This window comes from Mesorhizobium sp. M0048, assembly GCF_040323405.1.
Taxonomy (GTDB): Bacteria; Pseudomonadota; Alphaproteobacteria; order Rhizobiales; family Rhizobiaceae; genus Mesorhizobium.
Genome location: NZ_JAMYUV010000034.1, coordinates 13,256 through 30,910 on the forward strand (window position 1 = coordinate 13,256; position 17,655 = coordinate 30,910).

At 61.4% G+C, this 17,655-nt stretch carries 22 protein-coding genes and 2 pseudogenes; 8 read left to right on the forward strand and 16 right to left on the reverse strand.

Annotated features, from left to right (window positions below; translation table 11 throughout):
- Positions 1–101: 101 nt before the first annotated feature.
- Entirely contained in the window at positions 102–1,100 is a 999-nt protein-coding gene (locus NKJ84_RS23230) for a nicotinate-nucleotide--dimethylbenzimidazole phosphoribosyltransferase (protein WP_352508412.1), read from the forward strand.
- A gap of 3 nt (positions 1,101–1,103) precedes the next feature.
- On the opposite strand, the gene NKJ84_RS23235 is transcribed toward NKJ84_RS23230, so the two are convergent.
- Positions 1,104–2,618, reverse strand: a complete 1,515-nt coding sequence (locus tag NKJ84_RS23235) for a sensor histidine kinase (protein WP_352508413.1) — start codon at positions 2,616–2,618, stop codon at positions 1,104–1,106.
- Between the two features lie 75 nt (positions 2,619–2,693).
- On the opposite strand from NKJ84_RS23235, the gene NKJ84_RS23240 reads away from it, so the two are divergent.
- The 4 genes and pseudogenes from NKJ84_RS23240 to NKJ84_RS23255 all read left to right on the forward strand — a co-directional run bounded on the left by NKJ84_RS23240 (position 2,694) and on the right by NKJ84_RS23255 (position 5,295).
- A complete protein-coding gene (locus tag NKJ84_RS23240; RefSeq protein ID WP_352508414.1) occupies positions 2,694–3,317 on the forward strand; it encodes a thermonuclease family protein in 624 nt (207 codons plus the stop codon).
- A gap of 42 nt (positions 3,318–3,359) precedes the next feature.
- Positions 3,360–3,971, forward strand: coding sequence for a glutathione S-transferase (locus NKJ84_RS23245; RefSeq protein ID WP_352508415.1), 612 nt, complete (start codon positions 3,360–3,362; stop codon positions 3,969–3,971).
- Positions 3,972–3,984: 13 nt separating this feature from the next.
- A pseudogene (locus tag NKJ84_RS23250) lies at positions 3,985–4,602 on the forward strand (uracil-DNA glycosylase family protein); the annotation flags it as partial.
- 201 nt (positions 4,603–4,803) lie between these two features.
- Positions 4,804–5,295: an Lrp/AsnC family transcriptional regulator gene (locus NKJ84_RS23255; protein WP_023675006.1), complete on the forward strand. Its 492-nt coding sequence runs from the start codon at positions 4,804–4,806 to the stop codon at positions 5,293–5,295.
- Between the two features lie 11 nt (positions 5,296–5,306).
- On the opposite strand, the gene NKJ84_RS23260 is transcribed toward NKJ84_RS23255, so the two are convergent.
- The 12 genes and pseudogenes from NKJ84_RS23260 to NKJ84_RS23315 all read right to left on the reverse strand — a co-directional run bounded on the left by NKJ84_RS23260 (position 5,307) and on the right by NKJ84_RS23315 (position 13,730).
- Complete coding sequence (locus NKJ84_RS23260) at positions 5,307–5,879, reverse strand: DUF3299 domain-containing protein (RefSeq protein ID WP_023675008.1); 573 nt, start codon at positions 5,877–5,879, stop codon at positions 5,307–5,309.
- Between the two features lie 68 nt (positions 5,880–5,947).
- Positions 5,948–6,391, reverse strand: coding sequence for a GNAT family N-acetyltransferase (locus NKJ84_RS23265; RefSeq protein ID WP_352508416.1), 444 nt, complete (start codon positions 6,389–6,391; stop codon positions 5,948–5,950).
- 86 nt (positions 6,392–6,477) lie between these two features.
- Positions 6,478–7,182, reverse strand: a complete 705-nt coding sequence (locus NKJ84_RS23270; protein WP_352508417.1) for a DNA alkylation repair protein — start codon at positions 7,180–7,182, stop codon at positions 6,478–6,480.
- 9 nt (positions 7,183–7,191) lie between these two features.
- Positions 7,192–8,064: pseudogene (locus tag NKJ84_RS23275) on the reverse strand (NAD(P)-dependent oxidoreductase); the annotation flags it as partial.
- 61 nt (positions 8,065–8,125) lie between these two features.
- Entirely contained in the window at positions 8,126–8,953 is an 828-nt protein-coding gene (locus NKJ84_RS23280; RefSeq protein ID WP_023675012.1) for an ABC transporter permease, read from the reverse strand.
- Complete coding sequence (locus NKJ84_RS23285) at positions 8,950–9,663, reverse strand: ABC transporter permease (protein WP_023675013.1); 714 nt, start codon at positions 9,661–9,663, stop codon at positions 8,950–8,952. Before NKJ84_RS23285 ends, NKJ84_RS23280 begins: the two co-directional genes overlap by 4 nt.
- A 118-nt stretch (positions 9,664–9,781) precedes the next feature.
- A complete protein-coding gene (locus NKJ84_RS23290) occupies positions 9,782–10,564 on the reverse strand; it encodes an ABC transporter substrate-binding protein (RefSeq protein WP_023717637.1) in 783 nt (260 codons plus the stop codon).
- Positions 10,565–10,777: 213 nt separating this feature from the next.
- Entirely contained in the window at positions 10,778–11,287 is a 510-nt protein-coding gene (gene mobB, locus NKJ84_RS23295) for a molybdopterin-guanine dinucleotide biosynthesis protein B (RefSeq protein WP_352508418.1), read from the reverse strand.
- Entirely contained in the window at positions 11,284–11,913 is a 630-nt protein-coding gene (gene mobA / locus NKJ84_RS23300) for a molybdenum cofactor guanylyltransferase MobA (RefSeq protein ID WP_352508419.1), read from the reverse strand. The genes mobB and mobA overlap by 4 nt, the downstream gene beginning before the upstream one ends.
- A gap of 58 nt (positions 11,914–11,971) precedes the next feature.
- A complete protein-coding gene (locus NKJ84_RS23305; protein WP_352508420.1) occupies positions 11,972–12,892 on the reverse strand; it encodes a DMT family transporter in 921 nt (306 codons plus the stop codon).
- Between the two features lie 123 nt (positions 12,893–13,015).
- Positions 13,016–13,372 carry a hypothetical protein gene (locus NKJ84_RS23310; RefSeq protein ID WP_352448884.1) on the reverse strand — a complete coding sequence of 119 codons (357 nt, stop codon included), beginning with the start codon at positions 13,370–13,372 and terminating at the stop codon, positions 13,016–13,018.
- A 154-nt stretch (positions 13,373–13,526) separates the two neighbouring features.
- The gene (locus tag NKJ84_RS23315; protein WP_352508421.1) at positions 13,527–13,730 is read right to left on the reverse strand and encodes a hypothetical protein; all 204 of its coding nucleotides are present in this window, start codon (positions 13,728–13,730) and stop codon (positions 13,527–13,529) included.
- Positions 13,731–13,746: 16 nt separating this feature from the next.
- Here NKJ84_RS23315 and NKJ84_RS23320 point away from each other — a divergent pair, with 16 nt between their 5' ends.
- The gene (locus NKJ84_RS23320; protein WP_352508422.1) at positions 13,747–14,292 is read left to right on the forward strand and encodes a hypothetical protein; all 546 of its coding nucleotides are present in this window, start codon (positions 13,747–13,749) and stop codon (positions 14,290–14,292) included.
- A gap of 50 nt (positions 14,293–14,342) precedes the next feature.
- Here the strand turns inward: NKJ84_RS23320 and NKJ84_RS23325 are convergent, their stop codons facing one another.
- Both NKJ84_RS23325 and moaA read right to left on the reverse strand, forming a co-directional pair.
- Entirely contained in the window at positions 14,343–14,765 is a 423-nt protein-coding gene (locus tag NKJ84_RS23325) for a hypothetical protein (RefSeq protein ID WP_352508423.1), read from the reverse strand.
- Positions 14,766–14,871: 106 nt separating this feature from the next.
- Positions 14,872–15,867, reverse strand: coding sequence for a GTP 3',8-cyclase MoaA (gene moaA, locus NKJ84_RS23330; RefSeq protein WP_352478871.1), 996 nt, complete (start codon positions 15,865–15,867; stop codon positions 14,872–14,874).
- A 198-nt stretch (positions 15,868–16,065) separates the two neighbouring features.
- Here moaA and NKJ84_RS23335 point away from each other — a divergent pair, with 198 nt between their 5' ends.
- On the forward strand, positions 16,066–16,419 hold the full coding sequence (locus NKJ84_RS23335; RefSeq protein ID WP_023717628.1) for a gamma-butyrobetaine hydroxylase family protein: 354 nt from the start codon (positions 16,066–16,068) through the stop codon (positions 16,417–16,419).
- A 17-nt stretch (positions 16,420–16,436) separates the two neighbouring features.
- On the opposite strand, the gene NKJ84_RS23340 is transcribed toward NKJ84_RS23335, so the two are convergent.
- A complete protein-coding gene (locus tag NKJ84_RS23340; RefSeq protein ID WP_352508424.1) occupies positions 16,437–16,865 on the reverse strand; it encodes a nuclear transport factor 2 family protein in 429 nt (142 codons plus the stop codon).
- Between the two features lie 159 nt (positions 16,866–17,024).
- Between NKJ84_RS23340 and NKJ84_RS23345 the strand changes: the two genes are divergently transcribed.
- A complete protein-coding gene (locus NKJ84_RS23345; protein ID WP_352508425.1) occupies positions 17,025–17,636 on the forward strand; it encodes a pyridoxamine 5'-phosphate oxidase family protein in 612 nt (203 codons plus the stop codon).
- Positions 17,637–17,655: the final 19 nt, after the last annotated feature.

Below are 17,655 nucleotides of genomic sequence, written 5' to 3' on the forward strand. Positions count from 1 at the left end.
CAGGTGCTTTCGCGTCAATACCTCGAAGTTGTGCCGAGGTTGTGTCGGCCCGCCAAGGCGGCTATGCCGCTCACCAATTCACAAGGACGATTGCCATCGACATGACCAGCGCACTGCCCTTCGACGATTTTCGCGACCTCCTGGTGAGCCTGCCGCCGGCAGATATGGCTGCCAACACCCGGGTGCGCCAGTTGTTTGCCAAGGCAGACAAGCCCGAAGGCTCGCTTGGCCGCATCGAGGACATCGCCGCCTGGCTCGCCGGCTGGAGCGGTCGCGCGCCGCCGGCGGTGACGCGACCATTGGTGGCGATCTTTGCCGGCAATCATGGCGTCACCCGCCACGGCATTTCGCCGCGCCCCGCCGCCGCTACGGCAAATGCAGTCGAGCTCTGCGCCGCCGGCGGCGCAGCGATCAACCAGATCTGCATCGCCAACGATCTCGGCTTGAAGGTGTTCGATCTGGCTCTGCACATTCCGACAGCCGACATCACCGAGGATGCGGCACTGGACGAGCGCGGTTGCGCCGCCACCATGGCCTTCGGCATGGAGGCGATTGCCGGCGGCACCGACCTGCTTTGCCTTGGCGATCTCGGCGTTGGCAATTCGACTGTCGCCGCGGCCCTTTGCACGGCACTGTTCGGCGGCACCGGCGCCGACTGGGTCGGCCCTGGATCAGGGGCCGACACGGCGATGCAAAGGTGCAAGGCGGAGCTAGTCGATGCCGCGATCGCGTTTCACGGCGCGAGCCTCAAGGACCCGCTGGAAGCGCTGCGCCGGGTCGGTGGACGGGAATTCGCAGCGATCTGCGGCGCCATTCTGGCGGCGCGGATGCAGAAGATCCCGGTGCTGCTCGATGGGTTTGCGGTAACTGCGGCCGCTGGCGTCCTACATACCGCCAACCCCGCCGCGCTCGATCATTGTCTGCTCGCAAGCCTGTCGCCGGAGCCTGGTCATTCCAAGGCCGCCGAGCGCCTCGGCCTTCGCCCGCTGCTCGATCTGGGCGTCAGTCAAGGGGAGGGGGTAGGGGCGGCGCTTGCCGCCGGCCTGGTCAAGGCGGCCGCGCTGACCAGCTCCGGCATGGCAGCCGCGGTCGGCGGGTAGCATTCAGCGGCGGCGTGAAGCAACCGCCTTGGTCGGCAGCGCCGGCAGTTCCTCCATCACCCGGCTCAGCGGGAAGATGGCGATCGCCTCGGTCCCTTCGCGCAGCCTGGAATGGAGCTGGAATTCGCCGCCATGCATGGCCAGCAGGCCTTGCACGATCGGCAGGCCAAGCCCTGTACCCTGTTCGGCGCTCTTGATGGCGATCGAGCCCTGGCCGAAGGCCGAGAGCACGATCGGAATCTCGTCTTCCGGTATGCCCGGCCCATTGTCCTTGACGGAGAGATATTGCCCGCCGCCCGCCGTCCAGCCGACGCGCACGCGGATTTCGCCGCCGGTCGCGGTGAACTTGATGGCATTGGACAAGAGGTTGAGCACAATCTGCCGCACCGCGCGTTCGTCGGCAAACAGGCGCGGCAAGGCGTTTTCGAAATCCTGGACGATGCGGATGTCCTTGTTGCGCGCCTTCAACTCCATCATGTGGCAGCAATCCTCGACGACGGAAAGCAGCATCATCGGCTCCTCATTGAGCTGATAACGGCCCGCTTCGATGCGCGACAGGTCGAGGATTTCGTTGATCAGGTCGAGCAGATGCTGTCCGGAGTCGTGCACGTCACGGGCATAGTCGCGATATGTCGGGTTGCTCATCGGGCCGAGCACCTCGTTGGCCATTACTTCGGAAAAGCCGAGAATGGCGTTGAGCGGCGTGCGTAGTTCGTGGCTCATCGAGGCCAGGAAACGCGATTTCGCCAGATTGGCGTCTTCCGCCCGCCGCCGTGCCTCGTCCGACATCGATTTCGCCGTCTCCACTTCGGCGATCAGCGCATCCTTTTCGGAGCGGAACGAAAACAGCATCAGCGAGGAACGGTTGAGCTGGCGCGCCACATAGGCGAAGAACGGCAGCGACGAGATCAGCAACCCGGCCATGATCACTTCGACCGGCATCCATAATTTTGCACTGGCATAGGCATAGATGGCGACCGGGAGGGCGAAGGTCGCCAACAGCGCACCGCGAAGGGACGATGCCAGGATCGCGGTTGCCGACATGGCGAGCAGCAGCACCACCGCCTTGGCGACCTGGAACTGATCCATTTGGCAAGTTTCGCAGCCGAGCCATGCGAACCAAGCCCAGCCAAGCCCGCACAGAAAATGGCCGATCAGGAAATCCCTATGCGTTTCCAGCGGGTTGAGCTCGGACGCTTGAGTGACGCGTTTGGCCATGAATGCAACGATGGTATAGCAGATGAATGTGAACAGCGCCCAGACGCCGATCTCCTTGCCGATGCCCGCGAGCAAGCCTGCCGCGGCCGTTGCCAGAACGAGCAGCGGAAGGACGATCACGCCGCCGGTCATCGAAAGCGCGTGGAGCTTCAACAGCTCGCGGTCGAAGTCGGGATTTCCGGCTTGCTGCGAAAGACGGTCGCGCGTCTTGCGCACCGCGCGCGCGACATCGCTGTTGCGATGGCGTTTCCTGCGGTCCACAATAAACTTGTCCGCCGTGGTCGAGCGTTGCAGGGGCATGAAGTCTTCAATTTACACGGGCAGCAATTTCAAATCGTTAAGCTACGTTCGAATGATTAACCAACGGTTTGCCATATGAGCCGTTCGTGGTCGCGATGGCCGCGCCAGCGATACTATGCGCCACGTCCGCGAAGCCTGTGGCGCCGACTAATGGACTATGGGCTGACACTCATCGTGCTCGGCCTGGCGATCCTCCTGGCGGCGCGCCTCGACCGGATCGAGACGCGCAAGACGGAGGGCGCGGCCACCGTCAATGACGGCGATAGCATCACGCTCGGCGGCGAGCGTATCCGCATGCGCGGCATCGATGCGCCGGAATATTCGCAGATCTGCCGCAAGGACGGTGCCGACTATCCCTGCGGCAAGCTCGCGCGGCAGTCCCTGGTGCGGTTGATCGCCGGCAAAGCCGTCTCCTGCAGCGGCTGGCAGCGCGACCGCTACGGCAGGCTGCTCGGCGACTGCAAGGCCGGCGGCAAGGATCTCAACCGCGCGCAGGTCGAGGCCGGCTGGGCGGTCGCCTTTGGCGATTTCGAGACCGAGGAAGCTGCTGCGCGCGCGGGCAAAGCCGGCATCTGGGGCGGAACTTTCGACGAGCCGAAGAACTGGCGCGAGAGCCACGGCCATGAGCTGGTCGAAAGAAAGCACGGTACCTTGGCGTCGATCGGCGACGCCTTGCGCGAAATTTTTCGCTTCTGGTGAGCTGTCGCCTATAGTTCGTCGAGACGGACGAGGAGGATAGAGATGAAGCTGTTCGACGGCGGGCGCGCGCCCAATCCACGTCGGGTTCGGATTTTTCTGGCCGAAAAGGGACTTCAGGTTCCGCTGATGCCCGTCGACATGGGCGCGCTGGAGCACAAAGAGCAGCCGGTCAGCTCGCGCAATCCGCTGAAGCGTCTGCCGGTGCTCGAGCTCGACGACGGCACAGTCATCACCGAATCCGTCGCAATCTGTCGTTACTTCGAGGAACTGCACCCCGAGCCGGCTTTGTTCGGGCGTGGCGCGCTCGGCAAGGCGATCGTCGAGATGTGGCAAAGACGTGTGGAGTTCAATCTGTTCGGCTGCGTCGCCGCGGCGTTCCGGCACATCCACCCCGCAATGAGGGAATGGGAGATCCCGCAAATCCCCGAATGGGGCGAGGCCAACAAGCCGAAGGCGATCGAATTCCTGAGATTTCTGGACACTGAGCTCGCCGGCAGGGAATTCATCGCCGGCGATGCCTATTCGATCGCCGACATCACCGGGCTGGTCGCCATCGACTTCATGAAGCCGGCTCGCATCAAGGTACCCGAAGAGTGCACCAACGTGCTGCGCTGGCATCGGGAAATCTCCAGCCGGCCGAGTGCCGCCGCCTGACAACGAGTTCCGAATGAGCGAAGAGCTGGAAGCCTTGGCGGCGAGGGTACGCGCCTGCCGCATCTGCGTCGATAACCCGGCCGCCAGGCCGCTGCCGCACCAACCGCGGCCCGTGCTCAGGCCATCTTCGAGTGCGCGTATCCTGATCGCCAGCCAGGCGCCGGGTACCAAGGTTCACATTACAGGGATGCCGTTCACCGACGCCTCCGGCGACCGGCTGCGAAGCTGGCTGGGCGTCGGCAGCGAGGAATTTTACGACACGGACAAATTCGCCATCGTGCCGATGGGCTTTTGCTTTCCCGGTCAGGACGCCAGGGGCGCCGACCTGCCGCCGCGCCGCGAATGTGCGCCGGCATGGCGCACATCGCTGATGGCGCTGATGCCGCAAGTCGATATGGTGCTGACGATCGGCATCTACGCGCAAAGCTGGCATATGGGCGCGGCGCGCCGTCCCTCGCTGACGGAAACGGTCATGGATTGGCGTGCCATCTGGGCGGCGGCGACCGACCCGAAAGTCCTGCCGCTGCCGCACCCGTCCTGGCGCAACACCGGCTGGCTGAAGCGCAATCCATGGTTTGAAATGGATTTGCTGCCATTTCTGAGATCGGAAATCCGCTATCGCCTCGGCTAGGCATCCAGCAAGAAATCACTCGCTTTCGTACTGTGCGGCAGAATTTCTTTCTTGTAATAGGCTCGAACAAGAGGGATTATGGTAATCCATTCCTCGAAGCGCGTCGCGCATGAGGGGACGCGCGTTAAATTCTTGTTTTTATGCATGTCGTTGTGCCAAGGCCGCTGCGCACTTGGACGACTTGCATCAGGGGAGCACCCAATGGACCGCCTTGATAGAAAAATTCTCCGCCTCCTGCAGGAGGATGCGACGCTTGCAGTCGCCGACGTCGCCAAGAAGGTGGGCCTGTCGACGACGCCGTGCTGGCGGCGCATCCAGAAGCTCGAGGAAGAGGGCGTCATCAAGCGGCGCGTCGCCATCCTCGATCATGAAAAGGTCAATGTGCGGGTCACGGTGTTCGTCTCGATCCGCACCAATTCGCACAGCCATGAATGGCTGCGGCGCTTTTCGGAGGTCATCCAGGAATTCCCGGAAGTGGTCGAATTCTATCGCATGAGCGGCGACGTCGACTATCTCTTGCGCGTCGTGGTGCCCGATATCGCCGCCTACGACGCCTTCTACAAGCGGCTGATCGCCAAGATCGAGATCCGCGACGTGTCGTCTTCCTTCGCCATGGAGCAGATCAAATACACGACCGAGATGCCGCTGGATTACATGATGCTCGACAAGGAGTCCGGCGCGAACGCCGCCTGAGATTCTTCTGTTTAGTTCTTCTTTTTGTTGAGGAAACTCCAGGGCGAGTTGACCGGCAGCGTGATCGTGTCCGGCACGGTGTCGACATTGACCACCTCGGCCTTGCGCACGGTGTAGCCCGACTGGATGACGCTGACGCCGTCAAGGATGAAAAGCTGGCTCTTCTCCATGCCCGGCCGTAATGCGCCGGTCACCGAAACCGGCTGGTAGGCCTCGGACATCCTGTAAGGGTGTGCAGGCGTGACGAGGACGATCTGGTTGGGCGGCGGCGTCGGCATGTGGCTGCAGGCTCCCGTCCACGGCACCAGCAGGAATTGGTAGACGAGATCACCGTCGCGATCGACCGGCAGCGCATAGCCCGCGAGCTGCACGGTCTTGTCCTGCAAGTTGAGTGAGAGCGTCTCGCCATGATCCGGCATTTTGGCCGCAATCATTGGCAGTCCGACGCTTTCGGCGGCTGCCTGGGTCGCCGGGCGCAGATCCTTCCAGAAAATATGCATCGTCCCGGCGCAAGCGCTGTCTGCCACAATGGACACGAACACCGCGGCCGCCAGGATCGCTCCTGATTTGAGACGGTTGCTCATTGCTGCTCCACTGTTGAGCCTTGACCTTGCTGCCGGTGACATCAAGTAAAACCGCCGCTGCCCACAGGTCAACGTTCAAGCCGCATCACATGCCGGCGCGAGCCGGTCATGCCGATCTCGCGAAAGCCGCGGGCGGCGAACGTGTCCCGAAAACCCATAAAGCTGTAGCTCGGCGACGCCTGGTCGACCGGATAGGCTTCGATCGTCCTGGCGCCTTTGGCAAAGGCGTGATCGATGGCCGCGTCGAGCAATGCGCTTGCCAGCCCGCCGCCGCGCAGCGCTCTCGGTACATAGAAGCAGACGATCGACCAGATGCCCATCTCGCTATCGTCCTGCTGCCGTGACAGCTTGCGGTAGGTCTCGCGCGGCGCAATCGAGCACCAGCCGACGGTCCGGCCATCGATCTGGGCGACAATGCCGACCGGCGTGCCGGCGTCGATCAGCGTCATCATCGCGCGTTTCTTCTCGTCGTTCTCGACATGCTCGCGGCGGTCGAGATTGCGCCAAGCCATACACCAGCCCGCCGGGTTGCTCGAACAGGTTTTCGAAATCGGCGCGCGTCGATTGCGTCACCTCCGTGAAGCGCACTTCGCTCAGGTCAAGCTTTTCTGGCGGCGAGCCGCTCGAGCGTCTTGGCATCGGAAAGTTCCTTCACGGCGTCCTTGCCGATCCAGCGTGCGGTCCTGTCTGTCGAGGCCGCCAGTTTTAGCGCCACGGCAAGGGCAGGGCCGTGCAAATTCATCGATCGCTTGCCGATCGAACGAAGCGCCCAGTTCACGGCCTTCTTCACAAAATTGCGGCCGTCGGTCGCATGCGCTTCGATGATCGACAGGAATTCGAGGAAGGTCGTCTTGGGTTCCTTCTTCCGGTGGACTACCGACCAGGCCATCATCGCAAAAGCCGTGCGTCGAACGAATTCCCGTTCGTCGACCGCGAATTCGGCGATCAATTCCTTCCAGCAATCCGTATCGACAAAGAGATCGGAGACCCCGTCGACGATATCCCACGAGTCGAAAGTCGCCGCCCATCGTCTTGCATCCGCGGCGGAGAACCGCTCCGGATCGGCTGTCACGGAAGCGATGAACTGCGCCTCCATGATGCCTGTCTGCCAAAGCTCAAAGGCACGCTCATGGTTGCGCTTGATTTTCTTGGCAATCTGCCGCTGCACGCCATGCGAGATACCGAGCGCACGTTCGATCTTGATGCCGTAGCGCAGCATGCCAAGCCGATTTTCCTCCGAGGCGATCGAGCGCAGATGAGCAACGATTTCATCGGCGCTGGATTGAGGCGAAAGCTCGGCCACGGTGAAGTCCTATTTCTCCAGCCGCGCCAGCAGCGAGGACGTGTCCCAGCGCTTGCCGCCCATCGCCTGCACGTCCTTGTAGAACTGGTCGACAAGTGCCGTCACCGGCAGTTTGGCGCCGTTGCGGTCGGCCTCGGCGAGGCAGATGCCAAGATCCTTGCGCATCCAGTCGACGGCGAAGCCGAAATCATATTTGCCGGCATTCATCGTCTTGTGCCGGTTCTCCATCTGCCAGGAACCGGCCGCACCCTTGGAAATCACCTCGATGACCTTTTCGATGTCGAGCCCTGCCTTCTTGCCGAAATGGATGCCCTCGGCCAGGCCCTGAACGAGGCCGGCGATGCAGATCTGGTTGATCATCTTGGTGAGCTGGCCAGCCCCGGCCGGTCCCATCAATCCGACCATGCGGGCATAAGCATCTATGACTGGCTTGGCCCTGTCGAAGGCGTCGGGCTCGCCGCCGACCATCACGGTCAGCATGCCGTTCTCGGCGCCTGCCTGGCCGCCGGAGACCGGGGCGTCGAGGAACGCAAACCCGAGCGCTTGCGACTGCTGCGCCAGTTCGCGCGCGACCTCCGCCGATGCCGTGGTGTTGTCGATGAAGATGGCGCCTTTCTTCACGGAATTGAAGGCGCCTTCGGCACCGGTCGTCACCGAGCGCAGATCGTCGTCATTGCCGACGCAGGAAAAGACGAAGTCCTTGCCCGCGGCCGCCTCGGCTGGTGTCGCGGCGAAGCTGCCACCATGCTGGGCAACCCACTGCTCGGCCTTGGCCCTGGTGCGGTTGTAGACGGTGACGTCGTGACCGCCCTTGTTCTTGAGATGTCCGGCCATCGAATAGCCCATGACGCCAAGACCAAGAAATGCCACCGAAGCCATGTTTTCGAATCCCTTAGTAGCCTGCTTTGCGGTCTTCTTACCGGATCAGGCAAGGCGATGGGAGTCAGCGGTGCAGATGGATGGTGATGCGCCGTTCGATCCACTCGACGCCGTGGCGCAATGTTTCCACGATGATCAGATAGATGATCGCCGCCCAGATGTACGACTGAAAGTCGAAGGTGCGCGCATAGGTGAGCCGGGTGATGCCCATCAAATCGTAGACCGTGATGATGGCGACGATTGCCGAGCCCTTGATCATCAGGATGATCTCGTTGCCATACGGGCGCAACGCGACGATCAGCGCCTGCGGCAGGATGATCTTCCACATCGTCTGCAGTTTGTGCAGGCCGAGCGAGGCGGCACCTTCCCACTGGCCCCTCGGCACGCTCTCGATTGCGCCACGCAAAATCTCGGCCTGGTACGCGGCCGTATTCAGCGAAAAGGCGAAGATCGCGCAGTTGAACGCTTCGCGGAAGAAGCCCCACAGTCCGACCATCTCGAGCTCCGGCCGGAAGGAGCCGACCCCATAGTAGACCAGGAAGGTCTGCGCCAACAGCGGCGTGCCGCGAAAGAAATAGACATAGGCATAGGCGAACCCCGAAAGGATCGGGTTCTTCGACATGCGTGCATAGGCGATCGGCACCGACAGGATCGCGCCAAGCACAATCGAGATGGCAACCAGCAACAGGGTGATGCCGAGGCCGGATATGTAGCCGGGTGCATATTTCTGGAAGAACTCCGGGTTCCACGCAGCGACCAGGTAGACGACCATGCCAATGCCGAGAGCGATCCACAGGCCGACCAGGACATGGCCGAGGATGCGTTGACGCGACCAGCCGCGTGCGGGCGGCGGCGGCCGGTCGACCTTCAGCGTGTCGGTGGCCAGGCTCATCTCTTGACCTCGCTGCCGCCGACCGCTCGTTCGATCGCATTGATGCCGAAGGAGGAGACGATCGCCAGCAGGAGATAGATCAGGCCGGCAAAACCGTAAAACAGGAAGGCATGCTTGGTGACGCGCGCGGCAACCCCGCTCTGCCTGAGGATCTCGTTGAGGCCAACGGCCGAGACGAGCGCGGTGTCCTTGAGCAGGATAAGCCAGAGATTGGCAAGTCCGGGTAATGCGATGCGGATCAACTGCGGCAGCACGATCAGCCGCATCGTCTGGCCGCTGGACAGGCCAACCGAATAGCCTCCCTCATATTGCCCTTTTGGAATGGCGCGGAAGGCGGATAAAAACACCTCGCTGGAATAAGAGGAGAAAATGAAGCAGAGCGCGATCATGCCGGCGACGAAACTGTTGACGTCGGCGGACGTTCCAGGGCTCACTAGGCGGACAATGTACTGCAGGATCAATGGGATGCCGAAGAAGATCAGAAACAGCGTGAGCAGCTCGGGTATTCCGCGAAAAATCGTGGTGTAGATGTTCCCGGCCAGTCTCAGCGACGGCTCTTCCGACTGTTTGGCCAGCGCCACGAAAAAGCCGAGCGTCAGCCCGAAGGGCAGAGTGGCCAGCGCAAGACATACTGTGACAAACACACCCGCGGCGATGTCGTCGAGCCAGCCTTCGGGTCCCCAACTGAGAAGCGTCAGTGCGCTCTGCATCCGCCTGCCTGTTCTCCTTGAGGCTCTTTGAGACCCGTGCCGCGTCACCCCTCGTGCGCGGCATCCTTATAAGAACGGCGGGAATCTCCCGCCGTTCAAGTCCTCGTATGTCGGTCGATCAGGACTCGCCGCCATAAACGTCATATTTGAAGTATTTGTCGTTGATTTCCTTGTACTTTCCGTTTGCTCGGATGGCGTCGATTGCCGCATTGAACTGGTTGACCAGGTCGGTCTCGCCCTTGCGCACGGCAATGCCGGCGCCCGGACCGTGGATTTCGATGACCGGCTTGATTGTGCCGACCAGCTTGCAGCAGGCGCCGTCCGGCGAATCCAGCCATTGCTGCAGCACGACGATGTCGTCATTGGCGGCATCGAGCCGGCCATTGGCCAGATCGAGCTGGTATTCCTGTGCGGTCGGGTACGGCTTGACGGTGCTGTCGGTATAAGTCTTGGTCGAATAGTTGAAATGCGTGGTGGACGCCTGCACGCCGATCGTCTTGCCGGCCAAATCTTCCTTGGTTACACCCTTGATGTCAGTGTCCTTGGGGGCGGCAATCGCCGGCGGCGTATTGTAATATTTGTGGGTGAAGTCGACCTTCTCGGCGCGTTCCGGCGTGATCGACATCGACGCGACGATGGCGTCGAACTTGCCTGCCTGAAGGGCGGGAATGATGCCGTCCCAGTCCTGCGCGACAAAGGTGCACTTCACCTTCATCTCGTCGCAGAGCGCCTTGGCAATGTCGATATCGAAGCCTACGAGCTGGCCGTCGGCTGTCAGATTGTTGAATGGGGGATAGGCTCCCTCGGTGCCGATCCTCAAGGTCTTTTCCTGGGCCTGGGCAACGCCAAGCGTCAGCAGCGCAGCCGAAGCGGCAAGCGCGATACGCAGTGCAATACGCATAATGGTCCTCTCTGTTGGTCCCGGCCGTCGTTCCCGAACGGCTCTGTGGGCGGTGCTTTTGACCGCCCGCTGATGCGATACTCCCATTCTTTCCCAAGAAAAAGCAACTGCAAAACCGTCGCTTGAGGGAAGGTCATGTTCAGAAAGCGATGACGCCGGGTCAGACGCCTAAATTGGAAAGCAAGTGGGCGGAAACTGTCTTCTGCCGCATTTTCAGCGCGACAGGCTTGTGGCGCGCTCGATGAAGTCAGCTATCGAATTCGTGTCGTCGAGATCGAAGGCCGGCAGGTCTTCGCCGACAATGGGGAAGTCGGAGGCGATGGCGACAATGTGTGGATCGCCTGCCGAGAGCGGTGTCCGGTCCTTGGCCTCGAGCCGTCTCGTCTCGAGTTTCTTGTGCGCTTCGCGCTTGTAACCCTCGACCAACACGATGTCGCACGGTGCCAGCCGTGACAGGATCGCGTCTAGCGTCGGCTCGTCCTCGCCGCGCAATTCGTGCATCAGCGCCCAGCGCCTGCCCGACACGACCGCGACCTCCATCGCTCCCGCCTGCCGGTGGCGAAAGCTGTCCGCTCCGGGTTTGTCGATGTCGAAATCATGATGGGCGTGTTTTACCGTCGACACTTTCCAGCCGCGCCGGACGAGTTCGGCCACCAGCTTTTCGGTCAATGTCGTCTTGCCGGAGTTCTTCCAGCCGGTGATGCCGAAAATACGTCTTTTCATGGCTCGATGCTCTGCAACAGATGCACGGCCTGGGCAAGGTCGTCGGGAGTGTTGATGTTGAAGAACGGATCGATCTCGGCCCCGCCGGATTTCAGGATAGGAAATTCCACCTCGACAAAACCGTGCCGGTCGATGAACGCCGCAACGCGCCGGTTGTCTTCCTCGACGAGAAATTGTCGCAAGACCTGATCTAACCCTAGCGGCCAGAGTGCAAAGGTCGGATGCCGTTTGCCGCCGGAACAGGCGACCGCAATCGAGCCGGGGCGTTCGTCGGCTGCCGCGAGCAGCCGCTCGACCATATCCCTGGGCAGGAAAGGCGTATCGCCGGCAGCCGTGACCAGCCCCTGGCAGGTCGTGTCGGAAGCCCATTCGAGGCCGGTCAGTATCCCGGCAAGCGGCCCGGCATAACCTTTGACGGTGTCGGCAAGCACCGGAAGCCCCGTCGCGGCAAACCGTGTCGGATCGCCATTGGCGTTTAGCGCAAGCGGACCGACCTGCGGGCCAAGGCGCGAAACGACACGGTCGAGCAGGGTACCGTCGCCAAGCGCAAGCAGCGTCTTGTCGCCGCCGCCCATCCGGCTCGACCGGCCGCCGGCCAGAATGATCCCTGCGATATGTCGGCCCATCGTTTGCTGCCCAGACCCAAAATCCAGTTTTCAAATCAGACAGTCGTCGACAGTCACTCTATATGCCGTCCGGCGCCATGTCCGGTCCAGTGCTTTCGGCGGCTGTTTTTCGCCGGCCGACGATCCGTTCGCGGTAGAGTGCATAGAGGCCTGAGCCGATGATGATCGTGGCACCGCCGATCATCGGCAGATCCGGGACATCGCCGAAGATCGTGAAGCCAAGCAGGATCGACCAGAGCAGGGCGGTGTAGCGGAACGGCGCGATGAAGGAGATATCGCCCACCCGCATCGCCGTGATGATGAAGTGGTAGCCGATGAGCACGAGCACCGCCGCCAGCGCCAGGAACGCCGTGCTTTGTCCTGTCATCGGTGTCCAGCCGCCCATCGGTGAAAGCAATGCCGCGCCCAGAAACGTCATGGCAAGGGCGGTGGCGCTCGATACCAGCAATGTCGGAATTGCCTGCGGTATCCGCTTGGTGGCGAGATCGCGCACCGAACAGCATGCCACGCTGGCCAGCGCCAGCAGAGAAAAGACGCTGAACCCTTCGAAGCCCGGCCGCACGATGATCAGCACGCCGGCAAAACCGATGGCAATAGCCAGCCAGCGCCGCCAGCCGACGCCCTCGTTGAACACAAGCGCTGCGCCCATCGTCACCGCCAGCGGCAGCGCCTGCAGCACGGCGGAGACATTGGCGATCGGAAGATGCGCCAGAGCAACCAGGAAGGACACCGTGGCGCCGGCCTCGCTGGCAACGCGCAGCGCAACGGTCGGCTGCAGCATCGAACCTGGCCGGGCAAGCGCGCCGCGTTGCCACGCAAGCAGGCCAACGAAAAGCGAAGCGAAGGCGCCGCGGATCAGCATGACCTGCGCCATGTTCATCGATTCCGACGAGAATTTGGTGATAGCGTCGTTGAGAGTGAAACCAGCCATGGCCACCATCATGAACAACGCGCCGCGCAGGTTTGGCGAAAGAGGCAAGGCAGATTACCGGGTGAGTCCTGCAGCAAGCGTCTAGCAGGCACCCGCAAAACAGCAACGTCAAAGGGCTGGGCCACAGCCTTTCTATGGCCCGTAACATCTGTCGCGCAAGAGCGGCAGGGCTTATTTGGGCGTCAGTACCTCGGTGCCGTTGCCTTCCTTGCCGGCAATCGTCCACAGGCCACGCAGCGAGCCGTCGTCCTGCACCTTGTAGACGACAAGACCGACCGCCTTGCCCATGACATAACCGGCGGAGAAGGCATCGTCGTTGCGCATGCAGATGCCGTCCGAGGACGAGCCGCCTGTCTCCCAATGGATCGTGCAGGTCGTCTCGCTAGTCAGCGTGATCGTCGCGTCGCCACCATAGGACGACCCATCGAAATTGGTGCCGGCCACGGCATAGGTGCCGCCGATCGACTGGGCCGCCGCGGGCAGGGCCGCGAGGCTGAGCAATGCAAGAGAAAGAATGAGTTTGCGCATATCGTATTCCCCCACTGGGCGAAGCACCGCTCCAGAGCAGAGGCTAGGCCCGAATGGGCTTGCGGTAAATCCGGTGACCGTTTGCGGACAAGACCTTTTCTGGTGTGACCCCGAAAGGTGCCCTTTTAAAGGTTCGGTTCGGATGGCAAATCGATCACACTGCCGCTCGAGGAAAATTCTCGACGAGATCAATTTGCTCGGCAAGAGTCGCCAAATTGGTCATTGTAGGCTTCTGATCTTGTCTGGGGAGGTGGTCCATGACGAATGCACGAGGCAATGCGGCCAGGCTTGGCACAGGCAGCAGGCGGCACGTTTCGTCGGCTTTCCGGTTCTCTTCTGCACTGGCGGTCATCTTCATGGCGATAGCGCCTGCGTTGGCCGAGAACGGCGCTTCGGCATCGGCAGTCGAACGGATGTCCACGCCGGGTCACGAAGCGAATGAGCTCGCTCGCCGCATCGGGAAGTGGAACGTCGTCAACACGATCTGGCCAACCCCCGGTGCGCAGCCGATCGTGATGACCGGGCTGGTGGCCGAACGTACGATGATCGGCCCCTTCATGCAGGAGGTGATGCGCCCGGCGCCCGGGTCGAAAATCCCGGACTTCCAGCGGATAGCCTATTTGAGCTATGACCGGGTGGAGGGCCGCTGGAAGTATGTCTCCATGGACACCCGTTTCCCGGCAGGGATCATGCCCGCCTGGAGTTTTGGTGGCGAAGAGGACGGCAAGATTTCACTGCTGTTCGAGCCGCTTGGTTTCGTCGGCTTCAGGCCCGAGGTCGAAGGGCGATACACGGCCTCCGATTTCATCATTTCCAGGGATGGCGACAACCACGAGGTGGCCGAGCAGCATTTCCTCCAGGCCAATGGCAGCGGCAGGAAATGGCTCGCCGTGCAGTACGACTACACGCGTCAGCCTTAATTCATCAGCAAAAACAATAGGCTGCGAATACGTCGAGACGGGCCGGATGCTCACGGCCCCCTGAGGCTGCCGGCGATGGCACCGACGAGCGGGTCGTATTTCGATTTCAGGGCTGGCGGATAGTCGATCCAGACCGTGCGGATGACACCATCTTTTCCGAACAGGCGGCGTTCGTAGAAGATGTTCCCGCCTTTGATGCCCGACAGCACCGCCCAGTCCTTGCCGGTCTTGCTGTAGGTGATCTTATAGCCAGGTTCCTTGCTGGCCCTCTCGGCGGAGAGGAAGGCTTTCGGGGTGTCATCATCGACATTGAGAATGCCTGAACAGATCAGGCTGGCGCCATCGGCAGTGAGCCACCGTTGTCCATCGCCATTATCCGGCTCAGCCTGGCGAAGAGTGAAGATTTCATCCGGAAAGGTGCAGACGGTACCGAAGCGCTCGTTCGTATAAGTAAATGGCGCGGCAACTGCCATGGTCCCCGCCATCACTCCGAAAAACGTCAGGACTAAAAGAAACCGCTGCACGCCTTGCCTCGCGCTGATACCAAGGCGATTGTTCTTGCACGAAATCGGCTAAAAATCAGCCGCCGGTGACGCTCATATGCCGCGACACCGACGGACGGTTGGTGCGGCGATCGATGATGAAGTCATGGCCTTTGGGCTTGCGGTCGATTGCTTCGTCGATGGCATCGGCGACCAGCTCGTTGCCTTCCGACGCACGCAGTGGCGCGCGCAGGTCTGCGGCATCTTCCTGGCCGAGGCACATGTAAAGGGTGCCGGTGCAGGTCAGCCGGACCCGGTTGCAGCTTTCGCAGAAATTATGCGTCATCGGCGTGATGAAGCCCAGCCGCCCGCCGGTCTCGGCGACATGGACGTAGCGGGCCGGGCCACCGGTCTTGTAGGGAATATCGCTCAGCGTGAATTGGCGCTCGAGTGCTGCACGCAGCAGCGACAGCGGCAAATACTGATCGGTGCGGTCGGCATCGATCTCGCCCATCGGCATGGTTTCGATGACCGTCAGATCCATGCCGCGGCCATGCGCCCAGCGTAGCATGTCCGGCAATTCGGCGTCATTGAAGTCCTTCAACGCCACAGCGTTGAGCTTTACCTTCAGCCCGGCCGCCTGCGCGGCGTCGATGCCATCCATGACCTTGTCCAGATTGCCCCAGCGGGTGATCTGTCGAAATTTGTCGGCATCGAGAGTATCGAGCGAGACGTTAATGCGTTTGACGCCGCAGTCGGCGAGCTCGGCGGCAAAGCGGGAAAGCTGCGATCCATTGGTGGTCAGCGTCAGCTCTTCCAGCGCACCGCTCTCGAGATGCCGCGAAAGCTGGCGCACAAGATGCATGATGTTCTTGCGTACCAGCGGCTCACCGCCGGTGAGGCGAAGCTTGCGCACGCCCTTTTCGATGAAGACCGTGCAGAGCCGGTCGAGCTCTTCCAGCGACAGCAGGTCCTTCTTGGGCAGGAACGTCATGTCCTCGGCCATGCAATAAGTGCAGCGAAAATCGCAGCGGTCCGTAACCGACACGCGCAGGTAGGTGATCGTGCGACCGAAAGGATCGATCATATCCATGCTGTACGCTTCCCGTGGCCGTGAACGGCTTCGTTATATATAGCTATGTGATACGAGCCAACTTGCCATTCAAGATATCAGCTCGCGATCTCCGGTAACATTCCGACGCCGACAGATCATGTCGGAACTTTCGATGCGGCCTTTTCCCTCGACACGAAGCGGCGTAGGGAAGGGCGGTTCTCCGCAGGATCCACCACCATGACAGCGCCGAAGGAACTCAGGGTCTCGAAAGATCGCAAGCTGCTTTCCGTGACCTTTCCGGGACATCAGCCGTTCGAGTTGCCGGCCGAGCTTCTGCGGGTCGCCTCGCCATCGGCCGAGGTGCAGGGCCATTCGCCCGAACAGCGCGTCACCGTTCCCGGCAAGCGCAATGTGGCGATCCTGAAGATCGAGCCGGTCGGCAACTATGCCGTGCGCATCACCTTCGACGATTTCCACGACACCGGTATCTTCACCTGGAACTACCTGCATACGTTGGGTCATGAGAAGGACGCACGCTGGGCCGCCTATCTCGCCGAGCTGGAAGAGAAGGGGCTGAGCCGCGACCGCTGAATGGTTTCGCGGTATGCTCAGCGCAGGATCGCCAGGATCTCGCCGGTGTCATAGTAAAACGGCGTGCCTTCGATCAGTCGGTCATCCTTGAAGCGCAAGACTTCGGCAAACGGCTGTATGATTGTTGCACCAGTGGCTCGCGACGTCAGCGAAAGCATGCAGCTCATGAACACCACGTTATCGTTCTGGGCGGTTTGAAGATCCTCCACCGCCACGTCGCTCCAGATTTCCCGCATCTTGCGGAAAAGAGCGCCAACGCCGTCGAGGCCATTCCAGTCACCGGCATAGGGCAGGGACTGCGGCTCATGCACCACAATCTCGGCATGGAATGCGCTGGCAAGCACATCGAGGCTTTCCGATCCTGATTGCAGGAAACGCATTTCAACATTGAACATGTTTTCAATAAGTTCCATGGCGGTGCGTCGCCGGTCGAGCGGTTTATCCATTTTCGGTCTCCGTATCCGTCGGTGCGATTGTGTAGGTGAAAGCGGTTTGCCCTTCTTCGCGTTGCCTCGACACCCGTTTCCTGATGACCGGCAAGCGGGCACGATGTCGTGAAAACGTCATGCATCTGGAGCAGCCGGCAAAGCTTTGGAGACGAAAACATGTCCATGATCACCAGCGTCGAACAGCTCGAAACGCTCTATGGCCCGCCTGGCGAGGCGTCGGTGGTCAAAGAACTCGATCAGCTGATTCCCGAATACGCAGCTATCATCGAGGCTTCGCCGTTCGCCGTGCTCGCAACCTGCGGGCCTGAAGGGCTGGACTGCTCGCCGCGCGGCGATCTCGCCGGCTTCGTCCGCATCCACGATCCGAAAACGGTGATGATGCCAGACCGGCGCGGCAACAACCGTGCCGATTCGCTAAGGAACATCCTTCGCGATCCGCGCGTCGCGCTCCTGTTCCTGGTGCCGGGTTCCGGCACGACGCTGCGCGTCAATGGCCGCGCCCACATCACCACCGATGCCGCGCTCTGCGACTCGTTCGCAGTCGAAGGCAAGCCGGCGCGCTCGGTGACGGTCATCGAGGTCGATGCGGTCTATTTCCAGTGCGCCCGCGCCATCCACCGGTCGGAGTTGTGGAATCCGGCAAGGCATGTCGACCCGAGATCGCTGCCGACTCCCGGCCAAATCCTGGAAATCACCAGCCGCAAGAACATCGACGGCGAGGTCTACGACAAGGAATGGCCGGAGCGCGCGAAAAAATCGATGTGGTGAAGCACTTGTTGGTGGAGCG